The following is a 22,887-nucleotide window of genomic DNA, read 5'->3' as shown; positions in this document are numbered from 1 at the left end:
GACACTTCTAGGCTAATTGCAAATATTACATGAAAAAGAGATCCGTTTTAATCCTTATAACGCTACTTTCTGTTGCCCTCACATTTGCTCAACAAGAAGCATCGTATTGGTATTTTGGCAGAAACGCCGGCCTCCAATTTGATGCAGGAACTGGTTCAGTTAGTGCCATTACTGACGGTCAAATTAATACGCTTGAAGGGTGTACTTCGATTTCTGACCCTAACGGAAACTTATTATTTTATACTGATGGCCAAACGGTTTGGAATCAAAATCATGAAATAATGCCAAATGGTGATTACTTTGGAGGCACTGGTCTTTTAGGAGACCCGTCTAGCACCTCGTCTGGCCTAATCGTTCCTAAACCTCAAGATCCAACTCAATATTACATTTTCACAGTTGATGAACCTCATCATGATAATGCAAGTGTGAGCCCTAATCAGTTTACTGGTAATTACGACAGTGGTGGTTCGGTCCCTAATGCCGATGACGGATTTAATAATGGATTCAATTATTCATTAGTTGACATCACACTAAATGGAGGTCTAGGCGATGTGGTAGATACCGAAAAAAATGTACCTCTAATAACTTATGACGTTACTAACCCTCAAGAAGTTGCCTATAAATGTTCAGAAAAAATCACTGCCGTAAAAGCAGATGACTGCTCTTCATTTTGGGTAATTACTCATTTTACAGATAAATTTTATGCCTTTAAAGTAGACATAAATGGCGTAGATACCACGCCAGTTATTTCAACTGTTGGCCCTTCAGTTCCCATATCTGGTTATCGCAGAAATTCACTGGGTTATATTAAGGCATCTCCTGACGGCACGAAACTGGCCGTTGCTCATTTTGGCTTTGCTACCATAACAGCAGGTAATGCTCCTGGAGGTGTTTATTTATTTGATTTTGATAATGATACAGGTATCGTTTCAAACTCTATTGAATTATATGGTCCAGAAAATGGTGACAGCCCTTATGGCGTTGAATTCTCTTCAGAAAACAGAAAAGTATATGCTACAGTTGGTGCAGGCGAACAAGGTAATGGAGCAAGTAGTATTTATCAATGGGATTTAGAAAGTGCTGATATCCCCAATTCAATTAATTTAATTCACAATTCGTTTTCATTAAGTGCTGGTGCTTTACAATTAGGACTGGACAAACGTATATATCGAGCACAGATTAGCTTTGCAAATTTTAATTCTTCTGGCGATTATATCGGTATTATCAACAATCCTGAAGCCACTGGAGCTGCAACGAACTATGATGAAACGGGCATTTTATTAGATGTTAATGGTGGGTTTCAAAACGCAAGCCGCATTGGCCTTCCTCCTTTTATCCAATCCTTATTTAATTCGCAAATTGATATCATACAAAATGGTATTAGCACTACTGAGTTAAAATTATGTACAGGAGATAGCTACACATTAATTGCAGAAAATGTGCCTGGTGCGACATATACTTGGATGAAAGATGATGTCATTGTACCAGAGAGTACTTTTGAGCTTTTAATTGATAGCCCAGGTTTTTATGAAGTTTTTATCGAACCAAATAACGGAGAATGTCCTATTGAAGGCGAAGCCGTTGTTGGCGTTTTTGATATTCCTACTGCCACGCAACCTCAAGATATTGTTGTTTGTGATGCGTCTGAAACATCCACTTTTAACCTTACTGTTCAAGACACTGATATTTTAGGCATGCAAGATCCTAATCAATATACCGTACATTATTATACCTCACAGGAAGATGCAGATACTAACGAAAATGAAATTATTGGCGCCTTTGAAAATACCGAAACCCCTCAAATCATCTATGCACGTGTAGACAACAACGATAATCAAAATTGTTTTGCCACGACTTCATTTAGCTTAAGCGTATTTATAAGCCCTGTGATTCTCACATTAGATGATATCACAGTTTGTGACAACGACTTTAATGGGAACAATATGGACGGATTTACGAATACCGATTTACAAGATTTAAATGCAGGTATTTTAGGTCCGCAAGATGAGGCACTTTATACCATTTCGTATCATCCAACGCAGGAAGATGCCGACAACAATACTAGCGCGTTTCCAAATGTTTATACCAATACAACGCCTAATCTAGAAGAGGTTTTTGTGCGTATCGAAAATAATGCTAATCCAGATTGTTATAGCACAGATTCGTTTATTCTTACCGTGAACAATTCGCCTGATGCTATTGACACAACACTTATTCAGTGTGATGAAGATGGGATTCCTGAAGGCTTTACCATTTTTGACCTTAACGAAGCCTTTGACGATATAACTGGTGGTGCAACAAATAGAACCATCAATTTCTATGTATCGCTTGCCGATTTAGAAAACAACGAAGATGAACTTAATGCCGATGCTTTTGAAAATTATTTCAATCCGCAAACCATTTATGCTCTGGTTACAGATACAACAACAGGCTGTATTAATATTGCAGAGCTCACTTTAGAGACGAGTTCTACGTCTTCTAACAATGCCATTTTAGAAGTTTGTGATGATGATGGTACTGAAGATGGCTTTTATAACTTCAATTTGTCTAATGCTTTAGACGATATTCTGTTTGGATTACCTGCCGATTTAGATGTGACCTTTTATGAAACCTATGAAGAGGCATTAATTGAAGACAATCCTCTAGGTAATAACTTTGTCAATACAATACCAGGTAGCCAAATCATTTATGCGCGTGTTGAGAATATGAATGCTTGTTTTGGTATTAGTGACATTCAACTCACGGTTTTCGAATTGCCAAACATTGTTATTCAAGAAGAAGTCTTTTACTGTCTCAATAATTTCCCTGAGACCATTACCTTAACAGGAGGTCTTATTGACGATACTCCTAACAACTATTATTACGACTGGTCTACTGGAGAAGATGAATTTGAAATTGAGGTGAATGAACCAGGAACGTATACCGTAAGAGTTACCTCTACAGATGGCTGTTTTAAAGATAGAACCATTACAGTATCGCCTTCAGACGTTGCAACGTTTACTAATATTGAAGTGACAGATGCAACCAATAACAACTCCATTTCTGTTTTTGTTTCTGGTGACGGCATTTATGAATATGCACTTGACGATATTAATGGGCCATACCAAGAAAGTAATATCTTCGAGAATGTGAGTTTTGGATTCCATACTGTTTATGTTCGCGATATTGAAAACGATTGTGGAATTGTTGAAGAGATTGTCTCTGTTATTGGATTCCCTAAGTTTTTTACACCTAATGGTGACACCTATAATCAGCATTGGCAGGTTAAAGGCATTTCGGCAGATTTTCAACCCAATTCACAAATACTCATCTTTGATCGCTTTGGAAAGTTACTTAAAGAATTAGATCCGCTTGGTCCTGGATGGGACGGAACTTTTAATGGTTTTAATATGCCGTCTAGCGATTATTGGTTTGTAGTAACCCTAGAAGATGGTCGTATATTTAAAAGTCATTTCGCCTTAAAACGGTAACATTTAAAAAAATATGAAATATAAAATCCAATATATTATCCTCTTAATTGGCTTTGTTAGTTTTAGCCAAAGTGAAGGGTCGTATTGGTTTTTTAATCAAAATGCTGGTGTTAATTTCAATTTTTGCGACAATAATGTAGTAACAGATACCAACGGAATGGTCATAAGTGATGAAACTGGCTTTGAACATTTTCCATCGGCGATTTCAGATAAATATGGCAATCTATTATTTTATTCAGATAGTAGAACCATCTGGAATAAAAATCACACACAATTTCCTAATGCCAGCTTACTTAATGGCACCGATTTAAAAGGATTTAAAAACTCTATAATCTTACCAAAACCTAATAATCCTGGTAGATACTTTATTTTTACAATAGATTTTAAAGGCCCAAACAATCTTTTTGATGATGGTGAAAATAGCGGTTTAAATTATTCTGAAATCGACATGTCATTAGACAATGGCTTGGGCGATGTTATTCCGTCGCAAAAAAATATAGAGTTGATTACCTATAACCCATTGTCAACTAATGAAGCCATTGTAAAAACAAGTTGGATGTTAACGGCTGTTAGAGGCTCCGACTGCAACTCGTATTGGATTATTACACATTTCTTATCAAATTTCTACGCTTTTAAAATGGACGAGAATGGTGTTAATCCAAATCCGATAATTTCTACGGTTGCGCCTTTACAAGAAATAGGGGTTTTTAATTCAACTGGAGAGCCCTATTATCATGGACATGGGCAACTTAAGTCATCTCCCGATGGAACAAAAATAGCCATTGCGCATGGTGCGTTTATTTCTGATACGCAATTTGCAGATCCAGGAAGTATCCATCTCTATGATTTTGATAATAATACAGGGATGATTGACAATCGCAAGGATGTCTTTTTTGGTCAAAATGGTAATGATTATCCGGTCACTCTAGAGTTTTCTGCTTTGAGCGATTGGCTTTATGCAATTACTTCAGAAGGAAATTCGATAGATTTTGATGTTCCGAAGCGGTTTTTAAGATGGGATTTAAATGCAGATAACATTGCTGATTCTATGGAAATACTGGAAGAACAAGGTATAGCCACAGCAGATGCCTTACAGCTTGGTAACGACAATAAAATTTACAGAACCAATCTAACCTTTGATAGTGATAATGAAGATTACTTGCGTTACATGAGTGTCGTTAGTAATCCGGATGTTAATAATTTAGACAACATAAACTATATTGAATTTAGTTTTTTAATTGACATCAACGAGGATCTTCAAAATACAGTACGAACCACTTTACCTCAAATTAATAGACAATGGTTTAATAGACGAATCGATATTGTAAACAACGGATTAAGTAAATGTGAAGTCTTTTTATGTGGCGGACAGAGCAAAAACTTAACCGCCAATAATATTGATGGTGCAACTTATACTTGGCTTAAAGATAGTGTTGTATTAAATGATGAAACCGGTTTTATTTTAGAGGTTAATAGTCCAGGCTTTTATGAAGTGTTTATTGAACCAAATGATGGTGGTTGCCCAATTGAAGGGAGTGCAACAGTTTTACTATCTACAGAGGATATTCCCGTTGCCAATGATGCGACTATATTTCAATGTGACGATGACACTGATAATATCACTACATTTAATTTAAGTGAAATTATTCAGGACGTCTCTAATGATGCTCAAGGCGTTCAAGTTCGATTTTATGAAACGTTCGCTAATGCAGAAAACGAAGTCGCTCCAATTCCCGTAAACTATACGAATACTTCAAATCCGCAAATTATCTATGCGGTTGTAAAAAATACCGAAAATGGTTGTATTAATATTTCCGAAGTCACCTTAGAAGTGAGTAGCACGAATGCTAATAACGCCACCTTGGAAGATTGCGACATGGGAGACAATGATGGATTAACAACGTTTAATCTCACCGATGCAAACGACAGTATCTTGGCTGGTTTGCCTGATGGATTAACCGTTACCTATTATTCAACCTATGAGAATGCTTTAGTAGAGAGCTTTCCTCTAGACACTAGTTTTTCTAATACGACTCCTTATTCACAAACAGTATATGCAAGAGTTGAAAACGAAAATGCTTGTTATGGCATTAGCGAATTACAGCTAAGCGTTTACGAACTTCCAAATGTTGAGGCAAACGAAACATTGTATTATTGTCTTAATACATCTCCCGAAACTATTATGCTTACTGGAGGTGTTATTGACGACTTACCAAACAACTATTATTATGAATGGTCTACTAGTGCAACTACATCTGAAATTGAAGTAAATGAACCTGGAACCTACACTGTAAGAGTTAGTAATACAAATGGTTGTTTTGTTGATAGAACAGTTAATGTTCTTCCTTCTAACATTGCAACGATTACAGATATACTCGTTACAGACGCTACATCCAACAACTCTATTCTTGTCGAAGTCACAGGAGAAGGCACTTATGAATATGCATTAGATAACCCTATTGGACCTTATCAAGACAGTAGTCTGTTTGAAAATGTAGCTTTCGGATTTCATACTGTTTATGTTAGAGATACAAAAAACGACTGCGGAACAGTAGAAGAATTAGTATCCGTTATTGGGATTCCTAAATTCTTTACACCAAATGGAGATACACATAATATATTTTGGAATGTCAAAGGCATTTCAACAGATTTTCAACCCAATACCCAAATTTTAATTTTTGACCGTTACGGTAAACTTCTCATCGAACTAGATCCTTTAAGTTCAGGTTGGGACGGTACTTTTAATGGTTTCGATATGCCAACAAATGATTATTGGTATGTCATTACATTAGAAGATGGTCGAGTATTAAAAGGACATTTCACTTTAAAGCGCTAAAACCTATATGAACAGAACCCCCAAATTATTAGTATTAATCATTGTCTCTTTACTTGTTAATCAATTCTATGCACAAACCCCAAATGATTGTGTAGATGCTATTCAAATCTGCGGAAATTCTAATGTAGATTTAGATGTGAGCGGTACTGGAAATGTTGATACATTCTCCAATGCCTGTGGTATGGTAGAAAACAACACTATCTGGTTTAGACTTACTTTTGAACAAGGTGGAACTTTAGGTTTTGTATTAACACCAAATAGCACCAGCATCAATGAAGATTACGATTTTTCTGTTTTTGGCCCTACAAATTCTTGTGCAAACCTTGGTCAAGCCATTAGGTGTTCTACCACAAATCCGGCTGCTGCGAATCAAGGTAATAATTTAACTGGGATGAGTGATCCAGAGACGGACGTTTCAGAAGGTCCTGGAGCAGATGGAAATAGTTTTGTAAGTTGGATTACCGTCCAAGCTGGAGAGACCTATTATATAGTAATCGATAGACCTGTTGGTAATAGTCCTTTTAGTTTAGAATGGACTGGAACTGCTCAATTCCCTGTATCACCAGAGCCACAAGTCCCAACTAATGATGCCTCACTTTCTTTTGATATGTGTGATAATGAAGCGCCTTTTGATGATGGTATCGCTTCATTTAATTTAAACGAAAACACTCCTGCTATTGTTGGAGCACAAACCAATACTGTAGTGACGTATCATACCACAGAAGGTGATGCCATTCTCGGTAACAACCCTATTGCAAGTCCATATACCAATACAAATAGTGCTGAGATTATTTACGCCAGAATCGAAAATACAATTTCACAATGTTTTGTCACAACTCAATTTGATCTTAATGTAAGAAGCATAAATGCCAATCCGCCAAATGATTTAAGCATTTGCGATAATGATAGTGATGGAGACATTGCTAATGGGATAGCCGAGTTTGATTTGGAAGCTACCGTTCCTGAAATTTTAAATGGTCAAAACCCTGATAATTTTACGGTCACATTTCACGCAACAGAGAACGATGCCGAAAATGACACCAATCCGATTGCGGCAATGTTCGAAAATACTATGGCTGATAATCAGGAGGTTTTTGTTAGAATAGAAGAAATTGCGAATGATTGTATTGGTGTTTTTCCTCTAAATTTAACGGTTAACCCTATTCCTGAAGCTAATGACTCTACGCTTATTCAATGTGATGAAGATGGGATTCCTGAAGGCTTTACCATTTTTGACCTTAACGAAGCCTTTGACGATATAACTGGTGGTGCAACCGATAGAACCATCAATTTCTATGTATCGCTTGCCGATTTAGAAAACAACGAAGATGAACTTAATGCCGATGCTTTTGAAAATTATTTCAATCCGCAAACCATTTATGCTCTGGTTACAGACACAGTTGCGGGCTGCACCAATATTGCCGAGCTCACTTTAGAGACGAGTTCTACGTCTTCTAACAATGCCATTTTAGAAGTTTGTGATGATGATGGTACTGAAGATGGCTTTTATAACTTCAATTTGTCTAATGCCTTAGACGATATTCTGTTTGGATTACCTGCCGATTTAGATGTGACCTTTTATGAAACCTATGAAGAGGCATTAATTGAAGACAATCCTCTAGGTAATAACTTTGTCAATACAATACCAGGTAGCCAAATCATTTATGCGCGTGTTGAGAATATGAATGCTTGTTTTGGTATTAGTGACATTCAACTCGCGGTTTTCGAATTGCCAAACATTGTTATTCAAGAAGAAGTCTTTTACTGTCTCAATAATTTCCCTGAGACCATTACCTTAACAGGAGGTCTTATTGACGATACTCCTAACAACTATTATTACGATTGGTCTACTGGAGAAGATGAATTTGAAATTGAGGTGAATGAACCAGGAACGTACACCGTAAGAGTTACCTCTACAGATGGCTGTTTTAAAGATAGAACCATTACAGTATCGCCTTCAGACGTTGCAACGTTTACTAATATTGAAGTGACAGATGCAACCAATAACAACTCCATTTCTGTTTTTGTTTCTGGTGACGGTATTTATGAATATGCACTTGATGATATTAACGGACCATACCAAGAAAGTAATATCTTCGAGAATGTGAGTTTTGGATTCCATACTGTTTATGTTCGCGATATTGAAAACGATTGTGGAATTGTTGAAGAGATTGTCTCTGTTATTGGGTTTCCTAAGTTTTTTACACCTAATGGTGACACCTATAATCAGCATTGGCAGGTTAAAGGCATTTCGGCAGACTTTCAACCCAATTCACAAATACTCATCTTTGATCGCTTTGGAAAGTTACTTAAAGAATTAGACCCTTTAAGTGTTGGTTGGGATGGGACCTTTGAAGGTTTTAATATGCCTGCAAGCGATTATTGGTTTGTGGTTAATTTGCAAGATGGAAGAACGTTAAAAGGCCATTTTGCTCTAAAACGCTAACTAAATTTTGTGTAAATTGGTTTTTATAATATATGTCAAATGAGGTTTAGAACATACATAACAGTAATCATAGCCTTTGTTTTTACAATTCCCTCATTTGCGCAAGACATTGAATTATTCCAACAATTTAATGGCAGATATGATTATACAGCTATTGGTAACACACTCAATCCGTTTGAAAATAATTTAGACGACAGCTTTTGTTTTCCTTTAGAGTCTTCTAGTGCTACATTAAATTTAACTTCTTCTGGAACTGTTGTTGCAGCGTATTTATACTGGGCTGGATCTGGAACTGGTGATACCAACGTCATACTTAACGGAATTTCGATAGATGCTGAAGACACTTACACAGTAGACTATTCCGAACCTTTTACAGATACGCTTACTTATTTTTCTTCTTATGCGGAAATTACTGATATTATACTTTCCGAAGGAAATACTATTTACGAATTGTCTGACCTAGATTTAACAGATACCTTGACCAACACACCTGGCTTTTGCAATAATAGAACCAATTTTGCAGGCTGGAGTATTTATATCATCTATGAAGATAGCACACTTCCACTAAATCAACTTAACTTATATCAAGGTTTAGAAATTATTAATAGAAACAATCAAGAAAAAACAATTACCATAGACAACCTTAACGTTATTGATAATGAAGGCGCTAAAATTGGTTTTTTGGCTTGGGAAGGAGATAATAACTTAAATTTCGGTGAGACCTTATCAATTAATGATAATGTATTATCAAATCCGCCTCTTAATTTAAGTGATAATGCTTTTAATGGCACCAATAGCTTTACTAACTCTAATACATTTTATAATGCCGACCTCGATGTTTACAGCATTCAGGACAATATTAATATTGGAGATACAAGTGCTACCATAAAAATGACAACAGGAGCTTTTGATGAATTTGGTGTTTTTCGAGCAGACCTAATCATTATAAATAACATAGTAACCGTATTAAATAGCCAATTACCCGATGCTACAATTGCGATAGACGATTATATAATCAATTGTGGTGATCGAAGTTTAATGGTAGATTATACTGTATTTAATACCAATAGCACAGATCCTTTGCCTGTTAACACGCCAATTGCCTTTTATGCAGATGGTATTCTTATAGGGCAGGCACAAACCCAAAATGATATTGCAATAGACGGTTCAGAAACAGGTACAATCACCCTTGTCCTACCCGATAATATAGGAGACGTATTTTTATTAACACTAGTTGTAGACGATGATGGTACTGGCAATGGAATAATTATAGAAATAAACGAAAATAACAATATTGATGATGAACTTATTGAACTGTTAGTTGTTCCTCCAATTCAAACATTACCAAATGAAATTGCTTGTAATGAAGGCTTCAGTAGTGCTACGTTTAATTTAGTCGCACTTTTCCAAGCGTCAGTCACTTCGGCTATTGAACCAGAGTTTTATGAAACAATTGATGATTTAGAGTCTAATCAAAATCAAATTATAAATCCGCAAGCCTATTCAAACATAAGCAACCCCATGACAGTATTCATTAAGGTTGACAATCCTCCTTGTTATGATGCCTACCAGATGGATTTGTCTGTAGAAAACTGTCCGCCATATGTCCCTCAAGGATTTTCTCCAAATGATGATGGCAAAAATGACTGGTTTAACATTCAAGGTTTGTATGACATTTTTGAAAATCATGAACTAAAAATTTTCAATCGTTATGGTACTTTAATTTTTGAAGGTGACAATAATAAAAAATGGTATGGTTTAATAAATAGAGGTTTAAACAATCATGGTAAACTTGTTCCTGTAGGTACTTATTTTTATGTACTAAACCTCAATGATGCAAATTATCGTCCACTTGTAGGCTGGGTGTACGTAAATTACTAGAAATGTTAAAATTTAAAGTCATTCATCTTATTTTTTTGTGTTTTAACATATTATAACTTAATTTCCTTTAAGAATTGAATGCGATGTTCGTCGTCTTTCCCTCTATAATTTTCAAATTGCATGTGCATCGATCAAACGAATATATATGAAATGGTTCAACCCAATCTATTATAAATTAGTAAGTCATATCACCGACTTATAACAAGCTAGCAGGAACCTACCTTGGTACTACAACGACGTATTTTTCTCGGGAGAAACAGCTCCAAATCTTAACGTTAGTCAATTGAGAATATGATACCGTTGTAGTCCAAATTCCTGTGTAAAACACAAAAATTGGCTATTAATTTAAACGACGGAACATAAGCCCCAAATGTTTCGTCGTTTTGCGTTTTTCATTAATTTACCATAAATATGTTAAACGTTTAGAATTTCACTATATGAGAGAACTCTGTTTTAAGCTAGAATTATTAGAAACGATTACAAATCAACTTAATGAAAACTATATCAATGAGTTTATAGATTTTGCTATTGACAATAACGTCTCTTTAGGTGGAAGTGCTTTTTCTGGCTTTTGCTTTTGCGTCGATGAAGATTTTAAGATTCCATCCCATTTGAAAACGAAATTCGTGACATTCTTGAAAGTAAATTATTCTAAAAAAATTAAAGCCGTTCATTTTCAAAAGTATGATGAAAATGCCGACGAATTTATAAACTTAGAAATGATTCAAATTAATAATTAAATAAAAATAGCGTTCAATTTTAAAAAAATCATAGGTCAGAATGCTATTAATGTTAAAGTTTAATGCATTTCGTCGTCTTTTTTTGTATTTCGTCTAAATTACAATTACTTTTCGAGCGAACAGCATATGTATAATCATTCAAGTCCCAAACTAAAAGATTATAATATCATAACTTAACCGCTTACAAATGACATTTTTGAAACAATCCCTCAACATTATCGCATGTCTTTTATGCTTCACAATTGGTGCACAGCAGATTAGTATAGATAATTCAATTTCAGAACAAAATCTTATTGAAAACAACCTTATTCAAGGTTGTGTAGAAACATCAAATATTCAATCTCAGTTTAATGGTCAAATTAATGGCTTCAATAGTTTTGCATATTTTGAGCGCGCTGGTTCTAACTTTCCTTTTGAAAACGGTATTATGCTATCAACTGGAAATGCGGCATCTGGAGGGAATACTGTTAATACTGCTGTATTAAATGAAGGGCAACCCAATTGGACTACAGATCCAGATTTAGAGGCCACTTTAGGTATTACGGGAACTTTAAATGCTACGTCTATAGAATTCGATTTTATTTCGGTAGCGAACCAAATTCAGTTTAATTACATCTTAGCCTCGGAAGAGTACTTCAGTAATTTTCCTTGTGAGTACTCAGACGGTTTTGCTTTTCTTATTAAACAAGCTGGAACTAACGATCCATATGTAAATATCGCTGTTATACCTGGAACTTCAACACCAGTAAATACAAATACAATCCACGACGAAATTGTTGGCTTTTGTGATGCTTCAAACCACCAATTTTTTGAAGGTTACAACCTTGGCGACACCAATTATAATGGTCGTACAACTGTAATGACTGCTACTGCAAGCATACAACCAAATGTTCAGTATCATATCAAACTAATTATAGCCGATCAAACAGATAAAAATTATGATTCGGCAGTATTCATAGAAGGGAACAGTTTCAACTCTACTGTTGACCTAGGTGCAGATATCCAGACATGTGCTGATCAAGTTACTCTAAATGGTGATATCGAAAACACACAAGCAACCTATGCTTGGTTTCAAGATAATGTTCTTATGTCAGGAGAATCGCAACCAACGCTTAATGTCTCACAAACTGGTAATTACCGTGTAGAGATTTCTATACCATTAGCAGGTTCAACCTGTCTTATTGAAGATGACGTTAATGTTACATTAAGTTCAACGCAATCTGCTGAACCTATATCAGACTATGAATTGTGTGATGATCCTAGTGCAGATGAAATGGAACTTTTTGATTTATCTTCAAAAGATACAGAGGTCATTGCGGCAGTTCCTGCTTCAAGTTACGCTGTAACCTACCATCTCTCATCTAATGATGCTCAAAATGCCACAAATGCCATATCTGGCACATTTCAAAATACATCTAACCCTCAAACCATCTTCATAAGAATTGAAGACACAACAAATGGTTGTTTGGCTTTTCAAAATTTTGACTTGGTTGTTAATCCTTTACCTGTTGTTTCACAACCTACAATTTTAACGACTTGTGATGATAGCACTGCCGATGGGTTTACCACAATTGACCTATCTCAAAAAGACGATGAAATTACTAATGGCAACTTTGATCTCTCTGTGACGTACCATTTGACGCAAGATGATGCAAATAATGGCGTTAACGCTATTCCAATGCCTTATGTTAACACCAACCCTAATGAAACACTTTTTGTAAATGTTACGAATGTAAATACAGGCTGTTCAACAACAACAACTTTAGATATTGAAGTATTAAACAACCCTGTCATAAATACAGATAATCATTATATAGAAGCTTGTGACATAGACCATGATGGTTTTGCAAATTTCGACTTAACATCAATAATTAATAATGTCTTAGAAGGTTTGACTGGTGTAACAGTTACCTTTCATGAAACTCAAGAGGATGCAGATCTAGGTATAAACCCTATTGCAGACGATTCTAATTATGCCAACATAAACAGTGATGAACAGACTGTATTTATTAGAGTTGAAGACTCTAATACAGGTTGCGCCTCTACAACACCTATTGAGATTCATACCAATTTATTATTGACAGCAACAGATATAAGAGATTTTAATCACTGTGATGAAAACAATGATGGCATTCAAGAATTCGATTTAAATAATATTACCGAAATTATCATCTTTGATGTTGAAGACGTGATGGAATATGATGTTGATATTGCATATTATCTTACTGAAGAAGACAGAGACAACCAAGTTAACCCAATTGATACTTCGGTTCCGTTTATACCTACTACGAATCCACAAATTTTATACATTACGCTTACCAGTCCTGTATGTCAAGAAATATCTCAAATTGAATTACTCATAAACCCTATAGTAGAGTTTGCTCCTATTGAAAATCAAACAGAGTGTGACACAGATCAGGATGGCTTTACTCCAATAGACTTAAGTGCTTATGATCTTTTAGTAACCAATGGTTTGCCTAATTTTACAGTAACTTACTTTGCCTCTCAAGATGATGCAGATAACAATACTAACCCCTTACCTACTATTTATACTAACATATCTAATCCGCAAACTTTTTTCACAAGAATTACGTCTAACGATACATTTTGTACAGATATAAATTCTTTTGAAATTGAAGTACTGCCTGCACCTTTATCAAATCAACCTATGGATATTGTTATCTGTGATGATGATCAAGATGGTATGTCTATAATTGATTTGAATTCTAAAATTTCAGAATTAGTAGCAGATACTGCCGACAGGGATATTACTTTTTATAATACGCAAATTGATGCAGACTTAAATACAAACGTTATTGGTTCAGCATCATCCTACTCTGCCAGTACAGAAACAATTTTTGCAAGGATCGAAAACACAATCACGGGTTGTTATTCTACAGAAAACTTTCAAGTTATTGTGAACACGCTTCCTATTTTTGAGGCTATTTCAAATTACAAAGTTTGCGAAGATGAAAGTGACGGGATTGGAGATTTTATATTTTCAACAAAGGATGCCGAAATTTTAAACGGTCAAGCAGGAAAAGAAACACGTTACTTTTTAAATCAGTCGGATGCAGATAACAACACAAATGCTATTGATAAAACTGTAGCCTATCAAAACGTATCTAACCCTCAAACTATTTTTGTTCGTGTTCAAAACATAACAGATATTGATTGCTACGGAACCTCATCTTTTATAATAGAAGTTGGAACAAATCCTGTATACAATGAACCAACAGACTGGTTCGTCTGTGATGATATATCTAATGATGGGATTGAAACTTTTGACCTAAGCACGCGAGTTCAAGAGATTTCAGAAGGTATTAACGATACGCTAGATGTTACATTCTACACATCATTATCTAATGCCGAAAATGGTATTGATGCCTTACCGCTACAGTTTACAAATACTGTAAATCCACAACGTATTTTTGTGGTTATAGATAATGGTACGATTTGTAATTCAGTTACAAGTTTTGAATTAAACATTATTCAATCGCCAGAAGTAAATCCTGCAGGACAAATTACAATGTGCGATGAAGATTATGATGGTATTGTAACCTTTGATATCACACAAGCCGAATTTGACATTCTGGATGTGAGACAAGATGATATTACAGTAACCTATTTTGAAACTATAGATGATTTAGAAGCAAATACCAATGCCATTCAAAATCCTAGTAGTTATACAAATCTCACCAATCCTCAAACGGTTTTTATTAGAGTTACTAACACAATATCTGATTGTTTTGTAGCCGTACCTTTAGAGTTAGACGTTAACTTACCTCCTGCTATTAACGACTTTGGTGTGTATCAAATTTGTGACAATGAAAATAACCAATTCGATTTATCTGAAATAGACGCCACACTACTCGATCAAACTGCCAATGTATTGGTAAGTTATTATGCCTCGGAAATGGACGCGCGTAATCAAGAAAATGCTTTAGACAGCAATTATAACTATCAAACGAATAACGATGCTTTATTTGCAAGAGTAGAGTTTTCTACGACACATTGTTTTACTATTTATGAGTTCAACTTACAAGTGAATCCTTTGCCTGTTGCAAATCAACCTGACAGTTTAGAGGCCTGTGATGATGACTTTGATGGTTTCTTTGCCTTTGATTTAACACAACAAAATGCTCAAATACTAGGAGGACAAAATCCAAACACGTTTACAGTCACATATCATAACGATGCTATATCTGCCAACAATGGCACTGCCGATTTAGGAACAACTTACGAAGCGATTAATGGTGAAACAATATTCGTTCGTGTTGAACATAATATAACTGGATGCCATAGCACCACTCAATTTATGACTGTTGTTTTTGATAAACCAGTTGTAGATATTGATGACCAGGTCATCTGTTTAGAAAATTTACCACTAATAGTAAGCGCAAACACTAATAATGCAGGAGACACCTATTTATGGTCTACAAATGAAACGACACCAGAAATAGAAATTACTCAAATTGGAACATATTCTGTAACCGTAACAACTCCTAATGGTTGTGAAACAACACGTATATTCTCTGTATCAGAATCTGAAGCAGCAACTATCGAAATTACAGAGACTGTTGATTTTTCGGATCCAAATAACATCACTGTAACCATTAGTGGTATAGGTAACTATCTCTATCAACTGGACAACGATCCTCCTCAAGAAACTGGCTTTTTTGAAAATGTGAGCCTAGGATATCACACAATAACAATTATCGATTTAAATGGTTGTTCTGAAGTGACTAAAGAAATTGTTGTCATCGATGCTCCAAAATTCTTTACACCAAATAACGATGGTTACTTTGACACTTGGCACATCACTGGCGTAGAAACTTTAACTGGAACAATTGTATACATCTATGATCGTTACGGAAAATTACTCAAGACCCTAGACTCAAATTCAAGAGGTTGGGATGGTCAATACAACGGACATTTAATGCCTGCAAATGACTATTGGTTTGTAGCCAATGTTAAAAAAGACAATATATCTTTTCAGGTTAAAGGTCACTTTTCTTTACGTTTATAATCTATTAATCTTAACATTTTTTAAAGCATAACTAGGCATTCAATGTGTATCTTTGCAATCGGAAAAATTGCAAATGAAATCCATTTTTAAAGTTATATTATTCCTGTTTTCGTTCTCTGTTTTTGGGCAAAACATTACCGTAGATGCGCAATCATTTACACCGCAACAACTCATAGAAGACATACTCATTGACAGTGAATGTATTGATAACGTGGTTGTAACTAATGTTGTAGGTGGAAATTTTGACAACTCAGATCAAAGTTATGGCTTTTTTGATGCTACTGGAACATCATTTCCATTCGAAACTGGAATCGTAATGAGCACTGGTAGACTTTCTAATGTTCCTGGACCAAATACGAGTTTGAGTGATGATACCGCTGCAAATTGGAATGGTGACAACGATTTGGAAACTATTCTTAATGAAACAGGCACTACGAATGCCACAATCTTAGAGTTCGACTTTACTTCTGTGGCTACTCAAATTAGTTTTAGATATATTTTTGCTTCGGAAGAATATCAAGACGGCAATCCAAATACCTGTGAATTTTCCGATCTCTTCGGTTTTTTGATACGACCTGCAGGAGATCAACAATACACTAACATAGCTTTAGTACCTGGAACACAAACACCTGTTAAGGTCACCACTGTACACCCAGATCTTCCAGGCTGTGATGCAGAAAACGAAGCCTATTTTGAAGGTTTTAATGGTGCTGTATCTCCTATAAATTTTAATGGACAAACGACCATACTAACGGCAACAGCCGATGTTATACCTAATCAAACCTATCATGTGAAGTTGGTTATTGCTGATGAACAAAATTTTCGGTTTGACTCTGCTGTATTTCTTGAAGCTGGTAGTTTTAGACTTTCAACAGATTTAGGTCCAGATCGCTTAATTGCCAACGGAACGGCAATATGCGGTGACGATACCTTTGTAGTTCAAACTAACGAACCTGGTGCAACAAATACCTACAGATGGTTTAAAGATGATGTTGAAATTATTGGAGAAACCAATGCATCCTTAGAGGTTGATGATGCAGGTTTGTATAGTGTAGAGGTTACCAAAGGTACTTGCCTTTTATTTGGTGAAGTCATTATTGAATACGCCGAAAACCCAATAGTCTTTGATTCGGTATTAATAGAATGTGATCAAAATCAGGATGGTTTAACGCAGTATAATCTATTTGATATCGAAGGAGCCGTAACCAATAATGATTCTTCTGTTTTTATTAGTGATTTTTTCTTAAACGAAAATGATGCCGAGCAAAATATCAATGCCATAGTAGGTGCCAATATTTTTCAAAATACAATACCATTCCAAACGGTATATGCAAGAGTTGTCAACCAAGCCAATTGTTATAGTGTTGCCGAAGTAGAGCTCCAAATTTCAAACAACATCATCAATATTGCGCCTCTAGAAGTCTGCGACGATGATATGATTGATGGATTTACAACGTTTAACTTGAACGATATAAGAACAGCAATAGCGCCTCAAATTCCAGTGGATGCAACCGTAAGTTTTTATGAAACCGAAGAAGATGCATTTTTAGGCACCAATGCCTTAGCAAATACATTCCAAAATACAACACAGGACATACAAACAATATTTGTAAAAGTTGAGAGTAATAATCAATGCTATGCTATCTCCACTGCCGACCTTATTGTACTTTACACACCAATATTAATGGAAGATGAAACAGTCATCTATTGCCTCAATACCTTTCCTGAAACCATTACACTAATTGGTGGCGTATTAAATGATTTGCCCAATAATTATTATTACGAATGGTTATTTAACGGAGGGACCACGTCTGTAAATACTACATTTAATGATATTAACGAACCTGGAACCTATACGGTTATAGTGACTGATCCTAATGGCTGTTCATCAAGCAGAACTATAACTGTTTTACCTTCTAATGTAGCGACTATAGACAATATTGTGGTAACCGAAGGCTCAAACAATAATACGGTGAGTATTGAGGTCTCAGGTGAGGGTGACTATGAATTTGCTTTAGACAATCCGGATGGAACATATCAAGAGTCATCGATATTTACTAATGTTGCACCAGGTTTTCATACCGTGTTTATTCGTGATATTAACGGTTGTGGGATTACCGAAAAAGTAATTTCTGTGCTCGGGTTTCCAAAATTCTTTACACCAAACGGCGATCCTTATAATGAACGCTGGCAAGTATATGGAGTTAATTCGGAGTTTAATCAAGGGACAGATATCAAGATTTTTAATCGCTACGGAAAGCTACTCACACAGTTTGATAACGAAAGTGTGGGATGGGATGGCACCCTAAATGGCCAAGCCTTACCAAGTGATGACTACTGGTTTACGGTAACCTTAATTGATGGCAGAACTTTTACCGGCCACTTTGCATTGAGACGCTAATACGTTAAAAAGCATCACTCAAAAAACTCATATTTATTATTATTACTTAACTTTAAGTACAAAATATGAGTTCTTAATGAATCGAATCCTTTACGTTGTTCTTCTTTTTTTGGTAGGCCTTAGTTGCTTTTCCCAGGATTCAAAACAAAAATCTTTTCGTGAATTAACAGTAGCTCAAGGTTTATCTCAAAATAGTGTGGTTTCTATCGCTCAAGATTCTACAGGCTATATGTGGTTTGCAACTCAGGATGGACTCAACAAATATGATGGCAGGCAATTCACTTTTTTTAATAAACAATTTGAAGACGTTACAAGGCCAACTTATAGTAAACTTGGTAAAATATATGTTGATAGAGATAGTAATTTATGGATTATAAGCAACTCTGGTATCTTAGAAAAATTTAATACCAAAAGTCAAGAATTTAAAACAATTAACGGCATAACCAATACCAGTGTTATTTTTCAAAATACAAAAGATGATTATTATATTGGCACCTTTGGTAATGGTTTGCACAAAATAGATGCTAAATCAAAAGATACTGTAAGTGTATTTAAAAACGAGATTAACAGTTTAAATACTTACGATATTATTGAGTTGAACTCAGATAACTATATCGCGACGTCTTCAAATGTGTTTTTAATAAAAGAAAATACTATTGAGAAAATTAACGTTGAAGGCAATCTTACTAATTTCAGTGCACTTTCAGTTTGCAAAAATAATACGGTATGGTTGGGTAGTTTTAGTCATGGACTGTTTTACAAACCTATAGATTCTGAAGGTTTCAAACAATTTAAACACCCAAACTTACCTCCTACTTTAAACATCCAAGATTTATTAATAGACAATAACAATAACCTATGGATCGCAACATATGGTGATGGCTTATATATTTTAAATCAGAAAACAAATCAGATTGAACATTTTACAGAAAACAAAGACAACGCTTATGCTCTGCATTATAATGACGTTCTTTGCTTGTATCAAGATTACACTGGCACAGTATGGCTAGGAACAGATGGTGCTGGCTTGAGCTATTATGACGAACACCTTACTAAGTTTAATGTGATTACTAATAGCCAAACACCGAAAAACGTAGTAGTTGATGTTATAAGAGCTATTACATATGACGCAAACAAGACAATGTGGCTTGGTACTTCCGGAAAAGGTTTAACCTCAATTAATTTAGACCAAAATATTTATAAAACCTATACCACACAAAACTCAAATCTGGCAAGTGGTAGGATAATGAGTTTGTTGTCTGATGGTAACAATCTTTGGATTGGTCATCAAGGTGAAGGTCTACAATACTTAGATTCTTCTGGTAAGTTTGAAACAATATCAGCATTAAAAGGAGAAACGATTTGGAAAATTTTAAAACACAATTCCAATCAATTTTGGATGTGCACACGAGATAGCGGTATTATATTATTTGATAAGGATAAAGGGGTTTTGGAACAATTTACCTCCGATAATTCTGGCTTAACTTCTAATAATATAAGAACCTTAGAAAAGGGAACAGATAACATCATTTGGATTGGTAGTGAAAATAATGGGCTTTTCATTTTTGATACTAAATCAAAAACGATTAATCCTATAACCTCGATTCCTGATAAAATAAAATCCTTATACTACGATAACAGATACTTGTATGTAGGAACAAATGGAAACGGTTTGATAAGATATCATCCGATAAACAAAAGCATCAAATCGTACACCATGGAATTTGGTCTATCCAACAATGTAATTTATGCTATTTTACCTGATGAAAAGGGCAATTTATGGTTAAGCTCAAATAAAGGTATTACCAGATTTAATCCTTTAGACAAACAAAAGTTTTATGTAGAAAACTATACAGAACATAGCGGTTTACAATCGTTTGAATTCAATACTGGTGCCTATTTCAAAAGTAACGATGGTACACTTTTCTTTGGAGGATTAGAAGGCATTAATTGGTTTTCTCCTAGCAGTCTCTCGACCAATACGGTACAACCTAAGACCGTAATCTCTAAATTCGAAATTTTCAATGAAGAGCAAGAAATGGTGCCAATGACTACATTTCGTCATGACCAAAATACAATAACCTTTACTTTCGCTAGTTTGCATTTTTCAGAGCCATCAAGAAACTGGTTTCGTTACAAACTACTTAATCATGATGACAATTGGTCAAAACCCGATTATAATAATGCTGCTCATTATACCAATTTACCTGCCGATAAATATACTTTTTTAGTGACTTCAAGTAACTATGAAGGTATTTGGAATAAAGAGCCAGCGAGATACTCTTTTGTCATATTGAAACCATGGTATAAAACCAATTTGGCCTATACCATTTACGGACTCTTACTGGCCTTAGTCATATTTGCAATATTTAGCTATTTTAAATTCAAGTGGAAGTTAGAAACACAAGTACGTTTAGAGCACGCAGAAACGGAGCGGCTAAAACAAATAGATGAATTCAAAACAAAGTTATATACTAACATTTCTCACGAATTTAGAACGCCATTAACACTCATTTCTGGACCTATTGATCATCAACTTTCTAGAGAAACGCTTGAACCTTCAGATCGTGAAGAACTCAACCTAGTAAAACAAAATGCTAACAGATTACTTAATCTGGTGAATCAAATGCTGGATTTATCACTCATCGATTCAGGACAATTGCGTTTACAAGTAGAGGAAGGAAATCTTAATATTCTTCTTAAACAAATCGTAGCAGCATTTCAGTATAAAGCCAATGAAAAACATATTAAAATCGATAGCAATATTGAAAACCTAAAGAATGTGTGGTACGACACCGATCTTATAGAAAAAATTGCCTCCAACCTTCTATCAAATGCTATTAAATATGCCCCAGAGCAAAGTACAATTATTATAGATGCTAATGCGTTGGAAAACAATCTCGTTTTATCCGTAATTAACATAAATAAGACCATTTCTAAAAAAGACTTTGAAAAACTATTCCAACGGTTTTATCAAGATGATGAAGCGTCCGATGGCGTTGGTGTTGGACTCGCATTGGTAAAAGAACTGGTAAATTTATCTAAAGGAAGCATAACAGCTAATACTGTAGATCAAAACAAAGTACAATTTACGGTTACCTTACCAATTCATAAAAATGCATTTGAGGTTTCGGAAATGAAAAATGAATCGAAAATCATAACAACCTTAGAGACTTTGGATCTTGAAGTGAATAAAAATGCTGATGCTCCACTCTTACTCGTTGTTGAAGATGATAAAGACATTAGAACCTTTGTGTCGTCAATATTTAATAATACCTACAACATTATTGAAGCCGAAAATGGCCAAGTTGGTATTGATATGGCCATACAATATATCCCTGATGTTATTATTAGTGATGTGATGATGCCAATTCAAGACGGTATTGAACTATGTAATCATCTAAAATATAACGAATTAACAAGTCACATTCCAATTATCCTCTTAACAGCTAAGGTTGGTGATGACAACGAGATCGAAGGTTTAAAAACTGGAGCCGATGCTTATGTTACGAAGCCTTTTAATAGTGATAAACTCAAATTAAGAGTTAAAAAACTTATTGAAAACAGACAACAACTTCAAAAACATTTCAGTAAAGATTTTACAATTAATCCAGAATTGTCTATTACGTCTACTGAAGCTGAGTTTTTAAAACGATTAAAAACGGTTCTAGACGAAAAAATCACAAACGTTGATTTTACCAGTGAAGCGTTTTCTGAGGCGATGTTTATGAGCAGAACACAACTCCATAGAAAACTAAAAGCTATTGTTAACATGAGTGCTTCTGAATTTATACGAGCACAACGTTTGAAATTAGCTATTGGCTTGCTTAAAAAATCTGATGCTACAGTTTCTGAAATAGCTTATCAGGTTGGATTTAATACTCCTTCTTATTTTATTAAATGCTTCAAGGACGCATACAACTGTACACCTAGCGAATACATATCAAAAATCTAACATACTGATTTACAGATTTTTAAAATTAATTTTCAATACATGTAACATATGTTCTATGCTTTGAAACATATCTTCTATCCATAACTATACCTTCTCAATAATTTTACATCAATCAAGAATTCAATAGCA

8 protein-coding genes are annotated in these 22,887 nt (G+C 35.0%); all 8 read left to right on the top strand.

Features of this window, described 5'->3' with window-relative positions:
• The first annotated feature begins 29 nt into the window (after positions 1 to 29).
• The 8 genes from Q0787_RS17280 to Q0787_RS17245 all read left to right on the top strand — a co-directional run bounded on the left by Q0787_RS17280 (position 30) and on the right by Q0787_RS17245 (position 22,758).
• A complete protein-coding gene (locus Q0787_RS17280) occupies positions 30 to 3,470 on the top strand; it encodes a T9SS type B sorting domain-containing protein (RefSeq protein ID WP_298904224.1) in 3,441 nt (1,146 codons plus the stop codon).
• A 13-nt stretch (positions 3,471 to 3,483) separates the two neighbouring features.
• Entirely contained in the window at positions 3,484 to 6,306 is a 2,823-nt protein-coding gene (locus Q0787_RS17275; RefSeq protein ID WP_298904222.1) for a T9SS type B sorting domain-containing protein, read from the top strand.
• Positions 6,307 to 6,313: 7 nt separating this feature from the next.
• Positions 6,314 to 8,752, top strand: coding sequence for a T9SS type B sorting domain-containing protein (locus tag Q0787_RS17270; protein ID WP_298904220.1), 2,439 nt, complete (start codon positions 6,314 to 6,316; stop codon positions 8,750 to 8,752).
• A gap of 39 nt (positions 8,753 to 8,791) precedes the next feature.
• On the top strand, positions 8,792 to 10,633 hold the full coding sequence (locus Q0787_RS17265; RefSeq protein ID WP_298904218.1) for a gliding motility-associated C-terminal domain-containing protein: 1,842 nt from the start codon (positions 8,792 to 8,794) through the stop codon (positions 10,631 to 10,633).
• 437 nt (positions 10,634 to 11,070) lie between these two features.
• Complete coding sequence (locus Q0787_RS17260) at positions 11,071 to 11,373, top strand: hypothetical protein (protein WP_298904216.1); 303 nt, start codon at positions 11,071 to 11,073, stop codon at positions 11,371 to 11,373.
• 187 nt (positions 11,374 to 11,560) lie between these two features.
• Positions 11,561 to 16,402, top strand: a complete 4,842-nt coding sequence (locus tag Q0787_RS17255) for a T9SS type B sorting domain-containing protein (protein WP_298904214.1) — start codon at positions 11,561 to 11,563, stop codon at positions 16,400 to 16,402.
• Positions 16,403 to 16,475: 73 nt separating this feature from the next.
• Positions 16,476 to 18,803 carry a choice-of-anchor L domain-containing protein gene (locus Q0787_RS17250; RefSeq protein ID WP_298904212.1) on the top strand — a complete coding sequence of 776 codons (2,328 nt, stop codon included), beginning with the start codon at positions 16,476 to 16,478 and terminating at the stop codon, positions 18,801 to 18,803.
• A 76-nt stretch (positions 18,804 to 18,879) separates the two neighbouring features.
• Positions 18,880 to 22,758, top strand: a complete 3,879-nt coding sequence (locus tag Q0787_RS17245; protein ID WP_298904210.1) for a hybrid sensor histidine kinase/response regulator transcription factor — start codon at positions 18,880 to 18,882, stop codon at positions 22,756 to 22,758.
• The last annotated feature ends 129 nt before the right edge of the window (positions 22,759 to 22,887 follow it).

Source organism: uncultured Psychroserpens sp., from assembly GCF_947492715.1.
GTDB lineage: Bacteria > Bacteroidota > Bacteroidia > Flavobacteriales > Flavobacteriaceae > Psychroserpens.
This window is presented reverse-complemented; position numbering and strand designations above follow the sequence as displayed.